The sequence below is a fragment of the Halobacillus sp. ABR2_026 genome, from assembly GCF_056158545.1.
Window position 1 is genome coordinate 3,583,459 of sequence record NZ_JBSWTM010000001.1, and the last position, 18,027, is coordinate 3,601,485.

The window sequence follows — 18,027 nt, forward strand, 5'->3', positions numbered from 1 at the left end:
CTTATTCTATCAAACTCTATTTCGTACTTTCTGTCTTTTTCTGTCTACGGAACTTCATTAATGTTTCATAAGCCAACGGTACAATGAGCAAGGTCAATAGTGTCGAACTTGTTAACCCTCCGATAACCGTGACTCCTAGTCCTTTACTGATGATCGATCCACCTTCAAAACCGAGAGCCAGAGGTAGAAGTGCACCAATTGTAGCAAGGGCTGTCATCAAGATCGGACGTAGTCTTGTCATTCCAGCATCCAATAAGGCCTCACGTGTAGAGAAGCCTTCTTTTTCTCTGTAAATGACACGGTCGATGAGTACAATTGCATTAGTTACAACAATACCAATCAACATCAATGCACCAATCATGGCTGAGATGCTGAGCGTCTCTCCACTGATCAACAATCCAAGGACTGCTCCGATAATGGTAAACGGCAGGGAGAAAAGAATGGCAAGCGGAGCCAAGCCTCCACCAAAGAATACGACGAGAATCAAGTAGACGATTGCAATGGCAGCAAGCATCGCCAATCCTAATTGAGAGAAGGATTCATTGATATCTTCTGCAACACCGCCCTGAGTGATCTCTACGCCAGAAGGTGTTTCAATCTCCTGTACTTTTTCATTGACTTCCTGGGAAACGGCACCTACGTCGTCCACCGTAATCTCTGCACTGACACTAGCATAGACACGCCCATCGCGACGGGTGATCGTATCAGCGGTTGTTCCTTCTTCCACTTCAACGAGCTCGCTGATAGCCAACGTCTGACCGGTTGGAGTTGTCATTTCTTTACTTGTTAAATCTTCGATACCAGAAACGTCTTCTTTCTCAACTTCTAAATAAACATTGAGCTCTTCACCGTCCTGTTCAATGGTTGTGAGAACAGGTTGTTGACGATTCTGGCCAAGTTCCATTCCTATCTGAGCGGCTGTAAGACCTAACTCGCTCAATCGTTCATGGTCAGCGACAAGTGTGTATTCTTCATAGGATTCTGAAAGACTGGAATCGATATTTCTTAGATCTTCCTCATCAGCAAGCAGTGCTTCCACTTCAGCGACAATCGGCTTGATTTCTTCAGTGTTATCGCCATATACACGAAGCTCAAGACCACTGCTGGACCCTGCACCTGAGAAGTCCTGACTCATCCACTCGCCATTTTCCGTCTGTTCATTCAAACCATCAATGACACGTTGCGTTTCTTCAGAAAACTCTTCGGTATCATCCGAATACTCCACATAGAACATGGCCTGATTAGAAGCCCCCGGGTTCATAGGGTTTTCTCCACCCACAGAATATTGAACAGTTTCTGCACCATCTCTGTCCATGAAGAACTGTTGAGCTTCTTCAGCGATGTTCTCTACATCTTCGCTTGTCTGTCCAGGTTCAGGACTGAACGTTGCGACAACCATCTTCTGTTCCTGATCTGGAAGGAAACTCGTTCCCACAAATGGTAAAAGCGCAATGCTTCCGACAAGGACGAGAACAGCAACAATCATCGAAATGATTTTATGGTTCAATGTACTGTTCAGCACTTTTTTATAGAATAGAGCAAGCTTTCCTGCTCCTTCTTCATGTGTGTGCCCTTTGATTTTCGACTGTTTCAACAAGGAGTGCGAAAGCATCGGCACTATGGTAACAGCTACCAGCAAGGATGCCAGAAGCGCAAAAACAACAGTTAGAGCAAACGGCATGAATATTTGACCAACCGTACCTTCTACAAGTCCAAGTGGAAGGAAAACAGCGATCGTTACGAGCGTTGAGGAAAGAATCGGCATGAACATTTCCTTCGTCGATTCACGAATCAACGCTTTTCCTTTCAACGGCTCATCGGACAACGACATCCTCCGGTAGATATTCTCTACAACGACAATTGAATCATCGACTACACGTCCGATAGCAACCGTCATGGCTCCGAGCGTCATGATGTTCAGTGTGATATCCATCCAATTCAAGAATAAGATCGCAATCAATAAAGACAACGGTATAGAAATAACAGAAATCAGAGTCGTTTTAATGTTACGAAGGAACAACAGGATGACAAGCACCGCGAAGATTCCACCGAACAAAGCTTTGTTCAGCATCGTACTGACAGATTCTTCAATCGGCTCTCCCTGGTCAAAGGAATAGACGAATTCAACTCCGTCTAACTCATCTTTGAAAGATTCGGTTTCTTCTTTCACAAGGTTTACGACATCTACGGTGTTCGCTTCTTGTGATTTCACGATTTGAAGGGAAATGGAATCTTCTCCATTGGTACGGGAAATCGATTCAGCTTCACCTACAACTTCTACGTCTGCAATGTCCCCTAAAGCGACCGTCGGAATTCCATCGACAGCCTGGGCCTGCATGTCAGGAGCAGCCGCTTCCTGTCCCTGGCTTCCCTGTGGAGCTTCGGAAGGCATTTGACCGGCTCCCTGAGAAGGCATTTGTTGACCGGATGGTGCTCCTCCGGCGGATGGAACAGCCGGAATCTGCAATTCTTTCAATTCTTCGACACTTGTCAGGTCCCCATCAATGACGACAGATTTTTGAGTATCGTCAAAGGTATATAGACCAAGCGGGAAAGAAATGTCAGACCCTTGAATGAAACTGGTGATTGTGTCCTGATTCAGCCCACGCTCACTCAATGCTTCTTCATCCAAATCGATCCGCACTTCTTCAAGCTGCTGGCCGGACACTTGCACATCCGCCACACCTTCAAGACCTTCCAATGCCGGTACGACTTCTTCTTCGACCGTCTGTGTTAATTGTTCAAGTGACCCTTCTCCGTTAATGGCACTTAAACTAACAACAGGAAAGGCATTGAAGTTTAGACGTGAAACAGAAGGCTCTTCGGCCTCTTCAGGCAATGTCACCTGATCGACAGCTTCTTGCAATTCATCCTCTGCTTCATCTAAACTTTTATCAAAGCTGTATTCCAACTGAAGCGATGAAGCATTTTGGAAGGAGGAGGAACTAACCGTCTTCACTCCACTCAAATTACTCACTTGTTGTTCAAGTGGTTCAGATATTTGGTCAGCTACCTCTTCCGGTGTAGCCCCCGGATAGGTCGTCGTCACCGTAATGATTGGCGGTTCGATATCCGGAATCGTTTCAAGCTTCATATTCAATCCTGCATAAAGTCCTGCAGCGGTAATGAGGATTGTCATAAGCCAAATAGCAAATTTGTTATTCATCGAAAAATCGATGATTCTTTTCATCATTAACTCTCCCCTTCATTGACCAGTTAGTCACAACACTTTATAATATAAATGACCAACCAGTCAAAGGTCAAGAGAAAACATCAACTTCTCCAAATTTTAAGGAGCGACAATTATGGAACAAAAATCTGTTTTTATAATAGAACAATCGATCAAGCTGTTTGCTAAAAAAGGATTCAGCTCTACATCTGTTCAAGAAATTGCGACCGCATGCGGCATCTCTAAAGGAGCCTTTTACCTTCATTTCAAATCGAAGGATGCCCTGCTGTTAAACATCTTCAATTATTATTACGAACGTATCCAAACCCGCATCGACGAGATTCAGAAGCTTGATGCAGATGAACGGACAAAATTCATTAAACAGTTAAAAGTCACATTTGATGAGCTCGCAGACCACAGGGAATTCATCATTATGCAAATACGGGAGCAGGCCATTCCTTTTAATGAAAATATCGAACAGTTCCTCACCCAAATGCGGGCGAACGCGTACCTTTTCTACAAAAGTCATTTGATTCAAATTTATGGGGACCGTGCCAAAGATACTGTCTGGGAACTCAGTTTAATTCTGCAGGGAATGTTCAAAGGCTATATGGACCTGATCATCATAGAAGGTGCGGATTTGGATTTTAATCAGTTGGCAGAAGCTATGCTGCGGAGGGCTGACTATATCGTTGAGGGTTTCGAACGAAACAATGACCAACCAGTCATCACAGAAGAAATCATGAGTCAGTTCTTACCTGCAAACGTGCATAAGGAAAAAAGGGTCCAGTTGATCACAAAATTGAAGGAACTGGCTAGTGCCGGTCATCAGGATATCCAGGACACCGTCCATGTTCTGGCAGAGGAAATGGAAAGAGATCAGCCAAGACCGGCCATTCTGAAGGGGATGATGGCTAACCTTGAGGGCTACTCATCGTTCGATGAAATCATCGAGAAAATCAAACAGTTTTATCAAGTGTATTCATAAAAGAAAAGCTCAGGAGATCACCCTGAGCTTTTCGGCTATACACGTTCTGCTTCGAGCACCTCATTTAAAATGGGGTAAACCGCTTCTACTCCTTCTTCCGCCACCAGGCAGGCTACACCTAAAGGCGTATCCCAAAAAGAGTCAGGGATATAAGGGTTTTTCAACCCCGCCGGCTGATAAAGAGAACGATAGATTCGGTTCAAGTGCTCCCGCGTCTCCTCGGCCTCTCTTTCTTTTTCACCTCGTGCCAACAGAAAAACGTACCTCATCGACTGAAACAAGTTGTCACCAGGCATGAACGTATATTCCTTGAAAAATTGGAGTTGCTCCCGGGATTTTTCTTTCAATCCTGAAGGTACAGCAAGGTCGTCTAAATGCTGCAGCAAATGGTTATGCACCTGTTGAAACACTCTTCGTTTTTCATCCTGCATTACTTTATCGTCATAAATCTCCTGAAGCTTGGCAAAGGCGGTTTCTTTTGTCCATTCCACATTGATCACCTCACTCCTTACATTCGACTTTTCCAACTAGGAATCCTTGTTGAATCCGAAGTGTTCCGCCTCCCCTTCTACGGCATTATGAAGAAGAGGGAAGTCAGCTGTATCCTCTTTTAAATGACGGGACAAATGGGGAACGAGTTTGTTCCAAACCATGGGATTAGCGGCGATGGATTGGAACAAAGCCACTTCATCTGACGTCCATTTTCTTAAAGTTCGTATGTAATCCAGCGTCATTTGAAAACCAGGGAAAAGCTGTTCATCTCTTTTTTCTGCAAACTCCTTCAAGGCTTCTTCTTCAGGAACGCCCTCATCCATCCGGCCACAGGCTTCCGCCAGTAAAAAGGCCTGTAAAAAGGCATCATTAATCCCTAACCCCGTGCTCGGATCTTTGCAATGACCCGCATCTCCAATCAGAGTCCAGCCCTTTCCAAAAGCTTCCCTAAAGAAGTTCGGCACTCCAGGCGTCCCGATGATTCTCCCTTGAAGACTGGCTGCCTCCATCCTGTTTTTCATTCCATACAATTGATCAAACATTCGTTTAAACGAAGCTTCTGGATCCTGCATCACAGTTTTGAATTCTTCTGGATGAAGTTCGATGCCTAAGCAGTCCCGTTCAGGTTCCATTGGAAAAACAAATCCGATCCTTCCTTCATGGAGAAAGATTTCTGTAACAGGCTCAGGCAACGCATCGACTCCATGGAAATATCCGTACACAACCGGGCGCAGCGGTTTCGTTTCTTTCTGCTTACGTGCCCCTGTCCAATGTGCAATATTGGAATTCTTTCCATCTGCTCCGACAATTATATGTGCATAGGCAGAAGCTCTCTTGCCATTTTCAATATACTGAACACCAACGACCCGCTCTCCTTCCCAAATCAATTCCCGAACGGGCGTCTCTGGTTTAAAGTCGATGGAAGAGAATTTCAGGGCTTGTTCAATAAGGATCGCATCCAGCCTGTCCCGCTTCGGAATAATGGTATAGGCTGTCCTCGGACCCTCGACAAAACTGCTTCCTATGTAGGTACGCATACGATTCACTTTCCTTAATCCGGAACTCTCCAATTGATCGAGGACCCCCAACCTCTTCAGGAACTCAGTGTGGGACATAAAGTGAGTGGATAGTGTATCACTGGGAAAACGGGATTTATCCAAAAGGAGCACCTTTTTCCCCATTTTCCCTAAAAGGATGGCCAGACTTGCGCCGGCTGCACGTGCACCGACGATGATGAAATCGTATTTATTGTTCATAATTGCACACACCTTCGTAGATGATCTACCTCCATCATACCTGCCTTACTTGTAAAACACTAGAAGCTCTCATCTTTCTTTATTGCTCCACTCAGTCCGTTACAGCATTAATGGAGGGATTCTGAGGAATGCAGCCTACAGACAGTTTGGATAGAACCCACCATAGGCTTAAGCAGGGCAAAAACAAAAAAACTCCCGTTACCGGGAGTTTTTCTTAATAGGTGCGTTCTTCTTCCACTTCGTGGTTCTGATCCAGGATTTGAAGCTTACTCGGTTTGTTATCCTTTGCGATTTCCTCAGCCTTAGCAACTGCCGTATCGCGCTCATCGTAAAGGTCTGTCGGAGCGACATCCTCGATTTTAACGAACCATCCAGTCACATCTTTATTAGGTACAACACTATATTGTTTCATGAACTTCACTCCTATCTCATAGACTTAATAATCCATTCCCACAGCTCAGGCTATTCAAACGTAACTTATATTTTTGAAATTGTTTGACAACAGTGGAGGTCGGCTTTATAATTTCAAACAAGTCAGATAAATTTAATAAAAACAACTCTTATCGAGAGCGGCAGAGGGACTAGGCCCTACGACGCCCGGCAACCTTCAAGGTGAAAACTTGAAAAGGTGCTACATCCTACAGATCAAAAGATCTGAAAGATAAGGGGAGGTAATGATACATAAAGCCCTCTTCTTATTTTAGAAGAGGGCTTTTACATTTTCCCTTTTCCCCACGATGGATGCCCTAGGAAAAAATCAGAGGAGGAATTTTTCCATGAGTACACCATTCCATACGTTCGGTCCAGAAACGAATCTGCTTCACGGAGGACAGGAGCCCGATCCTTCTACAGGATCCCGTGCCGTACCGATTTACCAGACCACCTCTTACGTTTTCAATGATACAGAACATGCTCAAAACCTATTTTCCCTGGCAGAACCCGGTAACATCTATACACGCATCGGGAATCCCACCGTCGATGTATTCGAGCAACGAATTGCTCTTCTTGAAGACGGGGTGGCAGCTGTAGCTACATCATCAGGGATGTCTGCGATCACGATGGCCATTTTGAATGTCGCTGGAGCTGGTGACGAAATTGTGACCTCCACAAACCTTTACGGCGGCACATACAATTTGTTCGTCCACACTCTTCCGCGCTATGGAATCACCGTAAATTTTGTTGATGACGATGATTCCGAGTCTTTTGCCAAAGCCATCACTCCAAAAACAAAAGCGATTTTTGCAGAGACCATCGGAAATCCCAGTTTAAATGTGTTGGATATTGAAGCGGTAGCAGATATAGCTCATGAACACCACATCCCGTTCATCATCGACAACACTTTTGCTACTCCATATGTGTGCCGTCCCATTGACTGGGGAGCCGATATTGTCGTCCATTCCGCAACGAAATGGATCGGCGGACATGGCACAGCCATCGGAGGTGTTGTCGTAGACAGCGGACGATTCAATTGGAACCATGAAAAATTCCCTGGATTCACGGAACCTGATGAAAGCTATAACGGGATCCGCTTTGGAATCGATGCCGGACCGGCAGCATTCGCCATCAAGCTGCGTGTCCAGCTGCTCCGTGATATTGGAGCATGCCTCAGCCCCCAGAACGCTTTTCTCCTTTTACAAGGGTTAGAGACTTTACACTTAAGAATCAAAACTCATGCCGACCAAGCCCTTGAGATCGCCAATTTTCTGAATGAACACGATGGTGTCGAATGGGTGAACTACCCTGGGTTAAAAGATCATTCTACTCACCAGCTTGCAGAAAAGTACTTCCATTATGGTCACGGCTCTATCGTAGTTTTCGGAATCAAAGGGGGTCGGGATGCAGGAAGACGATTGATCGATGAAAGTACAATCTGGTCGCATGTGGCTAACGTAGGGGATGCCAAATCGCTCATTATCCACCCCGCCTCCACTACCCACCAGCAGTTAAGTGATGAAAACCTGAAAAAATCCGGAGTAAAAGAAGAACTTGTCCGATTGTCTGTCGGTTTAGAGTCTGTGGAGGATCTAATTCAGGACTTAGACTATGCGATATACAAGGCGACAGGGATTACAAATGCGTATAAGGAAAAGAAACATCCGGCTCAGGAACTGCTATCATCCTCCCTGGACCGAACAAACGGGGAAATTAGAAAAAGAGTGATTGCTGGTGTCGGATTAGATCCGGTAGAACAAAGCAGGTTGGAAAAGCTGGGGTACGTAGTGGCTGCCTTCGACAACCTTGAAGACGTCCAGAAAGCCGAAGACACCCAATGGGATATCTTTTATGTGGAAGAAGCTTCAAGTGAAGTACTAACGGCGGCTAAGCAATGGAAACCATTGGTGATATGGTCGAAAAGTTCCGTGCATATAGAAGATGAAACCGTTATTTCCGGGTCCAGCCTTTACGAATCCATCATCCGTCTACGATCAGGAAAAGAATTGTCCAATGCTCTCGCATCGGTTCAGTAAAAGAAAGGAGAAATAAAAGCATGTCATTAAAAAATCCCGCCAGTCATCCGCGCACGAATCAAGTGATATCGATCGGAGCTTTCACCTTTGAATCTGGAGAAAAGCTCTCAAACGTTGAACTGGCCTATGAGAGACACGGTCCCGAGACCGCTCCCGTCATCCTTGTCTGTCATGCGCTAACCGGGAACCAGATCGCCTTGGGATCAGAGGACGAACGGGGCTGGTGGGCAGGTTTAATCGGGAACAACTGTCCGATCGACACCAATCACTACCAGGTCCTCACCTTCAATGTACTCGGGGGATGTCACGGGTCGAGCGGGCCTGCAAGTACCAATCCTGAGACAGGAGAGCCCTTTCGTCAATCTTTCCCAAGAACGACGATTCGGGATATGGTCCACGCTCAATATAAAGCCCTCCACCAATTAGGCATCACACGCGTACACGCCATTGCCGGAGGTTCACTCGGCGGCATGCAGACATACGAATGGGGGTTGCTTTATCCAAAATTCATGGATAAATTATTCATTCTCGCCGCTACTCCCTACCTGAGTGATTATGGAATAGCATTTAATCATATCGGTGCACGTGCCATTAAAGACGACCCCTGCTTCCACAATGGAAATTATCGTTCAAACGAAGAACTACAAGGGTTTGAAATCGCCCGGATGACAGGGATGGTCACCTACCGAAGCAGCACCCTGTTCGAAAAAAGGTTCGACCGCTCTTATCAGGAAGATACGTCCTATGAAATTCAATCGTATTTAGATTATCAAGGGGATAAAATCAAAGAACGGTTTGATGCCAACAGCTACCTTTATCTCCTGGATGCTATGAACAATCACGATATCGGCAGAGGTAGAAATGGATGGGAGAATGCAGCCAAACAGTACGAGGCGGAAGTTCATACGTTCAGTTTCGAGCACGACCTCCTCTATCCGGAAAGCTTGATTGAACCATTCTCCAAATACGCTGGTAAAGGAAACCATCATCATATAAACACCGATTATGGACACGATGGATTTCTCGTAGAGTTCGAACATTGGGGAAAATGGCTGGAAGAAGCATTGAAAGAATGACCTTCCCTTCCTCATAAAACAGTCCTGACAAAAACAAAAACCGTTCCGTTTCATTCAGAAACGGAACGGTTTTCTTGTTGATCTAAAATATGGCCTACAGGAACTACTTTATACCCTTCCGTGTACAGCTTTTCCAATAGTAATTCCACAGTTTCCACCGTAGACTTTTGGAGGTCATGAAGCAGAACAATAGAACCACCTTCAATTTCGGAGAATATATCCTCTGCGACCAAATTTGGTTTTTGGTCATCCCATTCTTCAGAATAAATGGTCCAGGGAACGATGGTCGATTGTCCCTGGTCGAGACCTGATGGCGAACTTCCGAAAGGCAATCGGAGTAAATCGACACTTTGTCCGGTCAGTTGTTCAAGCATCGTTTTCGTAGATGATACCTGATGAGTGACCTGTTCTTGAGACAAGCGCCCCAAACGGGAATGATCCCAGGAATGGTTTCCGATTTCATGCCCGCGATCATTCACCTCCCGAACAACTTCAGGGTAATACCCCGCCCGCTTCCCAATCATAAAGAAAGAGGCTTTCGCTTCGTACTTATCCAGTAAATCCATAATCTTTCGTGTCACTTCAGGGTGTGGACCGTCATCAAAAGTAAGAGCCACTTCTTTCTCTTCCTCATGTAAATGATTCTCTAAAGAAAAATCCGGATATTTTTGAACCCTTTCTGACTCCTCAGCCATCGTTCCTAAATCCTCCTGCAGGCTCTCTTCCCCAAGATCGCCTGCATAATCAGAACGGATAAACTTAGACATCGTATCTTTCTCGATCATCACCTGAAGAGATTCTCTAGTAGATGGGTCTTCTAGAAAAACGAGCATGCCGTCCCCAGTAAGAGCAATGTTTTGATAGGCATCAGGTTCAGCTTCAAGTTCTTCCACAAGGGCAGCCTTTTCTCCGCCTTCGTCTGACAGCTTTTCTTTCGTCCACTCATGGATCCGATCGACATAATAAACATCATCTTTGAATATCTCTTCGAGCGTGAGTGCTTTTCCATTCTTTTTGTCAAAATTCATGATGGTTTGATCGGTTTGGACCCCCTCTTTCCCGAGATCCAATGTCTCCACGAATCTTACGACGAAAAAACGTTGGTTTTGATGAATCACTTCAAAGTCAAGGTGTAACTCATGCGACTCGTTTCCATCGTTTTTCTGTTTACTTTTATAACTTTCCTGTTTAAAGAAAGATTTCTGCTGATTCACAAAATCTATAATGGTCTGGTCAATTTGGTTGTTTGGTGTTTGTGGATAATGAGCGGTCATATGATACTCTTCGAATTCATCGATATCTGTCTCTATACTGATCTCATACATCGCCTCTTGAGCTTTCGTCTCTCCTGATTCGTTATTGGCATTGGCAATAAAGGAGCAGCCGGAAGCCGTTAACATAACAAACAATACGGTATATACAATTGGTTGTCTCATTTATTTCCCTCTTTATCTCGTAATCACATTATCTATTGTAACACAAATGTAACAATGACTTAATCCCAACGATATATTCAGTAAATTAAGTTAACTTAAGAGAGACCCCTTTTGTAGAACAGGATTGGAAAAAAGACTTTGACGTTATGACTTCCTCCCCCTCCCCTTCAATGAAAATCCGTTATAGAAAGTGGGGAGCGCGTGTTGCACACCAGTGATGTGGAACAGAGATAACAATAATAGCGTTCAATTAAATAGATATAAAAAAAGAACCTTCCGGTGGGAAAGTTCTTTTCATATAGTGGTTCTAATATCCCACAGTTCCGGGAAGAACCGGTGATCGAGGACCTTTTTTAAATAGCCGACTCCGGAAGAGCCACCCGTTCCCTTTTTATGACCAATGATCCGCTCCACTGTTTTCATGTGACGGAACCTCCATTGCTGGAGACTGTCTTCGATATCCACAAGCTTTTCTGCCAGTTGATATAAATCCCAATATTTATCCACCTGTTGATAAACAGTCGTCCAGGCAGCTTCTACCGAAGGATCCTTCTCATGCGTTACCGTGTACTCACGCTCCAGCACCGCTTTTGAAATCGGAAACCCGGAAGACGCAAGCTTCTGGATGGCAACATCATACAGACTGGGAGATTGATAAGCCTGTTTCAGTCGTTGGTGCAGGGAAGGGTCTTTCTCGTAGATCCTCAATACGTGTGAGGTTTTATAACCAAGTGCAAATTCAATCATTCGATACTGGTAGGACTGGAATCCGGAGGCCTGTCCTAGTGCATCTCTAAATTCCATGTATTCCGCCGGAGTCAATGTTGACAAAACGTCCCAGGCTTGGATGATTTGTTTTTGGATACTCGAAACCCTCGCAAGCATCTTAAATGCTGACTGCATTTGATCGTTCTGAATGGCTTCAATTGCTGCATGAAGTTCATGTAGCGTCAGTTTCATCCACAGTTCACTAACTTGATGAATGACGATAAAGAGCATTTCATCATGATGGGAGGAAAGACGATTCTGTGCAGACAGCAATTCTTCCAAGTTCAAATACTCCCCATACGTCATACGGGCGGAAAAATCTGTGTGGATATTCTTTTCATGGCTGTCGTTCGTTTGGTTGCTCACTGGTTTCCCCCTTTCAGTCCAGAACCCCGCGTTCCGGTATGTTATTGAAAGTCATGGGCAGATACTCTGTATGAACCATACCTTCATACATTAAAAGTGTCCCGAACACCGGATGTTCCGCATGGACATGGACCCGAAAGGCGCCTTCTTCTTCATCATAGTGTTCATAAACGCTTGTCGTCGGATTTGTTAGCGATAAGAGACGATCCACATTCATCGCTTTTGATTCCATATATAGCCCACCTTGGGCGGTTACATGGAGGTCCAGTTCAGTCTGGATCAGACCGCTCTTTCCCAACTCATCGACAATACACCCTTTTTCCTCGTCAAAACGCATCGCCGCATCAAAGCCACGGATAGCATACGGAAAGAAAAATCTACGGATCCAACTTACGGTCTCACGTCCGCGTTCGTCTTCGTAGATATAGTTTTCAAGCGTGAACGGAACATCTTTCCCTCTTTCTGCAAAAATCAGATGGTCTTTAGCTCCGCTCAGAAGGAATGGACGTAAAACGGGATGCGTCCCTCTAATTTCCGTCATTCTTCCCTGCCCCAGAACCATAAGGTTTTGATTACTTGTCAGGCCGTACTTCTTTTGAAGTTCAGGATGTAGATTTTGGAATTGCTCTCCTAATGCTCGCTGAAAAATTGACTTCATATAAAAACCTCCCGCTAACGGTTCCATCCAACACGGTGGATGTTCTGGATGGTCGTCCTTTATGTACTCATTCTATTATCATCTGGTATGAAACTATAAAATTTGAATATGGTTTTATTTAGGAACTTCATTCTGTTGAGGTATGTATTGGCATTATAGCATAAGTAACCGCTTTCTATTACATCTGTCCATAAAAATAAGACCTGCCGATTCAGCAGGTCTTTCCACTTGCCTAACCATGCAGAGAATGACACCATGGATCAAAGCCAAGAGCTTACATCACTTCTTCTGCAAAATCACTAATGGAATAGCCTTTCTGTTGTTTCATAAGCCACCCTTGTTTTTCAAGTTGATTGAATAATTTTTGAATGTTTTTCTCCGGCCAGCTAGATAGGATCCCGAACCATCTTGTTTCGTGCAAATGCAGCTTTCTTAACTTGTTTGTGGCTTTTCCAGCGAGCACTTGTACCAGCGTATGGGCAGGGAAATCTGTTCCGTAATAATGAATGAGATCGAGCACTTGCTGTGTTTCTGCATAAGTCAGCGACCTTCCCTTGACCGTGATAATTACATCATCTTCATCATAACGCACGTCGTTCAATTTATTTTTCAATTCTTCCAGCACATGACTAGTCATCGGATATACGTGCTCAGGGACGATCTTCTGCCACTCCCGAAGCTCTTTCAACATTTTCACGTCATCGAGTTCCACTTCTGAGAGCCACAATAACTCGGATTCAGTCTTACGTTCAGGAATGCGACTCTGATTCAGTTTGTCATACATATAGAGCAGCGGATAAGACTTCATGTCCTCTTTACACTGGTATCTTTCGATTTGTCTTAAAACGTCCAAACTTTCATCCAACGTTTTTCTCGCGGTCGTCAATTGCTTTTTCAAGCCTCTTAACTGGTGAAGTTGTTCTAACAAGCGTTGATTCTGTCCAGCAATTTCATTGAACTGCTTTTCAATGGTCTCCATCCGCTTCCTAGCTGTTGCGACATTGAATTCTTCTTCAAGCTCCACTCGATCCTCGTCGATATAGTAGATCAGCGAATAATCACACGTTTCACAATGACAGCAAATCGCACGCTCCCTCGAGTAGAAAGTCAAAGATTTCCTATGTGAGCAGCCCTCTTCTCTTCCTTCGAGCCACGATTCAGGTAAAGCTCGGAAAGGCCGCATGACGATACCTGCTCGATGCCTCCAATAAGCCACATCTTCCGGATAATTCAACACCGACAGAAGGGCAGATTGATTCATGATTTCCACAGCGTCCACCACGTTCCTTTTTTCATGGAACAACCGGACGATCGGGTGATTATGAAAGGCGTTCGTGATCTTGTCGATCCAATGCTCGCGGTCTTTTTTACTAATATGTGATAAAAACAGATAATCCTCAAGAATTTCTCCTATATGCTCATTAAGCTTTTCAGAAGAAAGTTGAGTGAAATCTGTCGGGTACAGATAATCCTCTTGTAAAGGTAGTCCATGTTCTTCAGACAAGGACCTCCATAAAAATAATTCTGGGCGCAACAAGTGTGGATGAACGGTTCCTTCTTTGACGAATGAAACCGGAAGGACAGCACTTCCTGACAATCCTAAATAAGAGCGGATGTGCTCAAGATCAAGCGCTTTGTCATTGATCTGATCCACGATTGCGTCATTCAGCCTGGATAGTAACCCCCGTTCAAATTTATGTCCAATCGACCGGATTTGTTTGTTCTTCTTTCCGATCGGTGCAAGTACTACATACGGGTATCGTTGATCCTGGTAAGCAATCCTGTTTGGCAGTCCCATAATGATTCCCCTTTGAATAAGGATTTACTACTATTATAGAAAAAGTATTACGATATACCAATAAATATAAGTAAAATGGGCGTCATACCGTTAAAATTTCCACGGAATACCCAATGAAAAGGCCCGTTTCTATGATTCCTGGAATCGCACTCAGCTCTTTTTCCAATGTATCGTAGATCTGAGGGAACCTCACGTCCATGAGAACATTCCCACCTTCAGTTATGATGGGGCCGTCCTTCGATTGTGCCATCCTTAATTGGATATAAGAGGGGCTGAACGCTTGTATGGAGGTTTCCACAAGGTGTACAGCACGCGGATCCACTTCGAGAGGGACCGCGAACTTCTCTCCCAGCCTTTTCACATGCTTGCTTCCATCTACTAAAATGTACGTTTTTGCAGCACTGGCCATCACGAGTTTTTCAGCAAAAAGAGCCCCTCCTCTTCCTTTGATGAGCCGTTGTTCCCCATCCACTTCATCAGCTCCATCGAATCCCCAATCTGGTTTATGAGTGAGAAGGCTGGTCGTGTTCAGCCCGTAGTAACTGCAGTTCATTTCTGCCTCTTTAGAAGTCGGCACTGCCATAATGGACAGCTTTTCCTTCCTGGCCCTTTCCGCAATCTTCTGAACCGCAAGGAATGAAGTCGATCCGGACCCAATCCCGATTACATCGCCATCCTTCACAAACTGGCTCACTTGTTGAGCGACTTCCTCTTTCTTCTGCCGATTGGATATATCCCCTGAACATACAGGGTGACAAGCCAGATCATTCTTCCACTTCACTGAAATCACCTCTCCCTTGGTATTCCCGAATGGCCTGGAAAACAAGCATAGGTGTTATAAAAAGTGTACCAAAAGAAAAAGCCCCTCTTCAGATTCTCTATGAAAACTTAGTCATTCTTAACGCTGCGTTCACATAACAATAAACTAACCATTGTTCTACAGAAAGAAGGGGATGGAATTGAAACGAGTATACTGGAAACTGTTCATCTTCTATCTCATTCTCATCACGGCCATCGTGCTGGTCTCATTGAACCAATGAGGGAGCTTAAACATTGAACAAACGTTTGATTAAGGCATTAATATTTCAGCACATGAAAAACCTCGACCAATAATGGTCGAGGTTTTATTGGATTAGATCATGCTTGAAAGCATAAATAACCGCCTGTGTTCGATCTGATACCTGCAGTTTCCCAAGAATATTACTCACATGGACTTTTACGGTTTTAAGCGCTATAAACAACTGCTCTGAAATTTCCTGATTGGTTTTCCCTTCCGCCATTAACATCAGGACTTCTTTCTCTCTTTCTGTCAATTGGGCATGTAGTTCTGTTTCTTCCGGCGAACGCATCTTCGTCATGATTTTACCGGTTACTTCAGGTTCTAAAATAGACTGGCCTGCGTATGTAGAGCGGATGGCTTTTGCAATCTCCTCGGCTTTCGAGGTCTTTAACATATAGCTCGTTGCTCCTGCTTCAAGTGCCGGATAAACTTTTTCATCATCAAGAAAACTGGTGACGATGATGACCTTCGCTTCCGGCCATTGTTCAGTGATCCGTTTGGTCGCTTCTATACCATCCATCACATCCATCACCAGGTCCATTAAAATGATATCCGGACGATGTTTCAACGCAAGATCCACGGCCGCATCTCCATCGTCCGCCTCCGCAATGACTTCTATATCCGGCTGGGCAGATAAGTACGCCGACACTCCGATCCGGACCATTTCGTGATCATCAGCAAATAATACGGTTATCACCTTTCATCGCCTCCTGTAGTGCGGTGAGGTACTTTGACTTCCAACCGCGTTCCTTGATCTTTTACGCTCACAATTTTTAAATTCCCGCCTATCTCAAACGCACGTTCCTGCATATTCTGCAGCCCATAGGAACTCGTTTTCGCCTCTTCCACATTAAACCCTATACCGTCATCCATGATTCTGAGGATGACATTGTGATCCCGTTCAATCAACATGACGCTTAATGAGTGAGCTTTGGCATGACGGAGTGTATTGGAAACAGATTCCTGCAGGATGCGGAAGAGTTGATCTTCGATTCCTTTTTCCAGGACCAATGGTTCTACAGACCAATCAATTTCCATCGGTACTTTTTGGGTGAGTTCATACAACAGTTCTTCCGCACCTTCAGAAAGGGATTTGTCTTTGAGGGCTACGGGTCTCAAATGGAGCAGCAGCGCCCGCATTTCGAGTTGGGATTGATGAATCATTCGTTCGACCATTTTCATCTGCTTTTGGGTTTCACGGCGGTCAGCATCATCACTATCGTTTATAGCAGACATCATCATGGACGCTGCAAAAAGCTGCTGACTGACGGAGTCATGAAGTTCTCTCGCCAGACGGTTTCTTTCCTGTACGACCACTTCCTGCAAACTCTTTTCACGTTCTTCCGCTCTTTCTGTCACCATCCGTTGAGCAAGCTCTGTTTGTTTGATCATCTTTTCTTCCAACTGTCGTAAATAAAGGTCGATTTGTGCAATTTCTTTCAAGTTGATTTCTTCTTCGGAAAGTTCATTCCCCTTGCTCAATTCCGATACGCGATGTTCAATGGTGAGCAGCTGCCTTCTCCAAAACCAACCATGGAGGACGCCAACTATAAACCCAAACGATAGAGAGGTAAACAACACAAAGAAGATGTAAGGAAGGTCGAAAACCTCTCTCTCCCAAAGCTCCCCCCAGGACCCAAACGGAAAGGCATAAAAAGTAATCCCGAGAATCAGAATGGCGAATCCGGAAAACGTCAACGTACCAGACAGCAGCTGCCTCTGCCATACATTCATACGCGCTTCACCTCAAGTTCTCCCGAAACCATGGACGTAATAATCTTCACTCGAGGCTTCCCTTTGTGATAACCCTCCGTTTGATAGGAGACCACTTGATTAAGCACTTTCGACTTTTTATATTGGAAGATGGAACTGCGACCTACTAAAGCACTGTGGTGAATACTGACTTCTACTTCGTAGGGGACATATACGGTCAGATTACCAATCAACTGCCGGATGGAAATCACCGCTTCATCGTGGGGGAGTACAGTTTGACTTAAATCAACCACACGATCTCCGAATCCGCCATGTATATTTATATCTCTCCATTCATAAGAGGTTTTCGGCGTAGATTCATTTCCAAAAAACTTCTGCTTCAGCACCGGCTCCTGATCAGGAATCTCCTGGGAGACTTCAATGATTTCCGGGCGGATTCTTGTTGGATTATCCCTCGATTTGAAGTAATCTCTCAAAAAAATCAGAAGGAGCGCAATAACAAGAAATCTCACAGCGATCATACTCAGTACGGTGAAAATCAAACTGATCAAACCGACCCAGAAAAAAACTTTCCTCCATAATGGGCGGTAATTTTTCCATCCGATATAAATGAGAACACCGGAAAATACAACAGAAAACACAAGTCCTCCGTTAAAAAAGACAATTTCCACGACGAGGAGAATCACCCCTATGATTAAAATCGTGTTCATCATATCTGTTGAAAGCCTTTTAAGCATAAAGGTCATCCCCCTCTCTAAATCGATAAAGGCGCAGAAATC

15 protein-coding genes and 1 riboswitch are annotated in these 18,027 nt (G+C 44.6%); of the genes, 3 read left to right on the forward strand and 12 right to left on the reverse strand.

Features of this window, described 5'->3' with window-relative positions; translation table 11 throughout:
- Positions 1-16 precede the first annotated feature (16 nt).
- On the reverse strand, positions 17-3,190 hold the full coding sequence (locus ACXADE_RS18225) for an efflux RND transporter permease subunit (RefSeq protein WP_474981837.1): 3,174 nt from the start codon (positions 3,188-3,190) through the stop codon (positions 17-19).
- Between the two features lie 115 nt (positions 3,191-3,305).
- On the opposite strand from ACXADE_RS18225, the gene ACXADE_RS18230 reads away from it, so the two are divergent.
- Positions 3,306-4,157 (forward strand): TetR/AcrR family transcriptional regulator, encoded by an 852-nt coding sequence (locus ACXADE_RS18230; RefSeq protein WP_474981838.1) that lies wholly within the window; start codon positions 3,306-3,308, stop codon positions 4,155-4,157.
- A 35-nt stretch (positions 4,158-4,192) separates the two neighbouring features.
- On the opposite strand, the gene ACXADE_RS18235 is transcribed toward ACXADE_RS18230, so the two are convergent.
- The 3 genes from ACXADE_RS18235 to ACXADE_RS18245 all read right to left on the reverse strand — a co-directional run bounded on the left by ACXADE_RS18235 (position 4,193) and on the right by ACXADE_RS18245 (position 6,317).
- On the reverse strand, positions 4,193-4,684 hold the full coding sequence (locus ACXADE_RS18235; RefSeq protein ID WP_474981839.1) for a hypothetical protein: 492 nt from the start codon (positions 4,682-4,684) through the stop codon (positions 4,193-4,195).
- Complete coding sequence (locus ACXADE_RS18240) at positions 4,685-5,905, reverse strand: NAD(P)/FAD-dependent oxidoreductase (RefSeq protein WP_474981840.1); 1,221 nt, start codon at positions 5,903-5,905, stop codon at positions 4,685-4,687. It abuts the gene before it with no gap.
- Between the two features lie 214 nt (positions 5,906-6,119).
- Positions 6,120-6,317, reverse strand: a complete 198-nt coding sequence (locus tag ACXADE_RS18245) for a DUF2188 domain-containing protein (protein WP_474981841.1) — start codon at positions 6,315-6,317, stop codon at positions 6,120-6,122.
- Between the two features lie 145 nt (positions 6,318-6,462).
- Positions 6,463-6,573: riboswitch (SAM riboswitch) on the forward strand.
- Between the two features lie 108 nt (positions 6,574-6,681).
- On the opposite strand from ACXADE_RS18245, the gene ACXADE_RS18250 reads away from it, so the two are divergent.
- Together ACXADE_RS18250 and metX are read left to right on the forward strand one after the other, a co-directional pair.
- Complete coding sequence (locus ACXADE_RS18250) at positions 6,682-8,373, forward strand: O-acetylhomoserine aminocarboxypropyltransferase/cysteine synthase family protein (RefSeq protein ID WP_474981842.1); 1,692 nt, start codon at positions 6,682-6,684, stop codon at positions 8,371-8,373.
- 20 nt (positions 8,374-8,393) lie between these two features.
- A complete protein-coding gene (gene metX / locus ACXADE_RS18255; protein ID WP_474981843.1) occupies positions 8,394-9,449 on the forward strand; it encodes a homoserine O-acetyltransferase MetX in 1,056 nt (351 codons plus the stop codon).
- A 50-nt stretch (positions 9,450-9,499) separates the two neighbouring features.
- On the opposite strand, the gene ACXADE_RS18260 is transcribed toward metX, so the two are convergent.
- The 8 genes from ACXADE_RS18260 to liaF all read right to left on the reverse strand — a co-directional run bounded on the left by ACXADE_RS18260 (position 9,500) and on the right by liaF (position 17,985).
- The gene (locus tag ACXADE_RS18260) at positions 9,500-10,885 is read right to left on the reverse strand and encodes a polysaccharide deacetylase family protein (RefSeq protein WP_474981844.1); all 1,386 of its coding nucleotides are present in this window, start codon (positions 10,883-10,885) and stop codon (positions 9,500-9,502) included.
- Positions 10,886-11,179: 294 nt separating this feature from the next.
- Complete coding sequence (kynA, locus tag ACXADE_RS18265; protein WP_474981845.1) at positions 11,180-12,019, reverse strand: tryptophan 2,3-dioxygenase; 840 nt, start codon at positions 12,017-12,019, stop codon at positions 11,180-11,182.
- 13 nt (positions 12,020-12,032) lie between these two features.
- Complete coding sequence (locus ACXADE_RS18270) at positions 12,033-12,677, reverse strand: DUF4166 domain-containing protein (RefSeq protein WP_474981846.1); 645 nt, start codon at positions 12,675-12,677, stop codon at positions 12,033-12,035.
- A 274-nt stretch (positions 12,678-12,951) separates the two neighbouring features.
- Entirely contained in the window at positions 12,952-14,475 is a 1,524-nt protein-coding gene (locus tag ACXADE_RS18275; RefSeq protein WP_474981847.1) for an RQC-minor-2 family DNA-binding protein, read from the reverse strand.
- Positions 14,476-14,557: 82 nt separating this feature from the next.
- Positions 14,558-15,256, reverse strand: coding sequence for a ribose 5-phosphate isomerase A (rpiA, locus tag ACXADE_RS18280; protein WP_474981848.1), 699 nt, complete (start codon positions 15,254-15,256; stop codon positions 14,558-14,560).
- 343 nt (positions 15,257-15,599) lie between these two features.
- Positions 15,600-16,232: a response regulator transcription factor gene (locus tag ACXADE_RS18285; RefSeq protein ID WP_474981849.1), complete on the reverse strand. Its 633-nt coding sequence runs from the start codon at positions 16,230-16,232 to the stop codon at positions 15,600-15,602.
- Positions 16,229-17,269, reverse strand: a complete 1,041-nt coding sequence (locus tag ACXADE_RS18290; protein WP_474981850.1) for a sensor histidine kinase — start codon at positions 17,267-17,269, stop codon at positions 16,229-16,231. The genes ACXADE_RS18285 and ACXADE_RS18290 overlap by 4 nt, the downstream gene beginning before the upstream one ends.
- Positions 17,266-17,985: a cell wall-active antibiotics response protein LiaF gene (liaF, locus tag ACXADE_RS18295; protein WP_474981851.1), complete on the reverse strand. Its 720-nt coding sequence runs from the start codon at positions 17,983-17,985 to the stop codon at positions 17,266-17,268. The genes ACXADE_RS18290 and liaF overlap by 4 nt, the downstream gene beginning before the upstream one ends.
- Between the last annotated feature and the right edge of the window lie 42 nt (positions 17,986-18,027).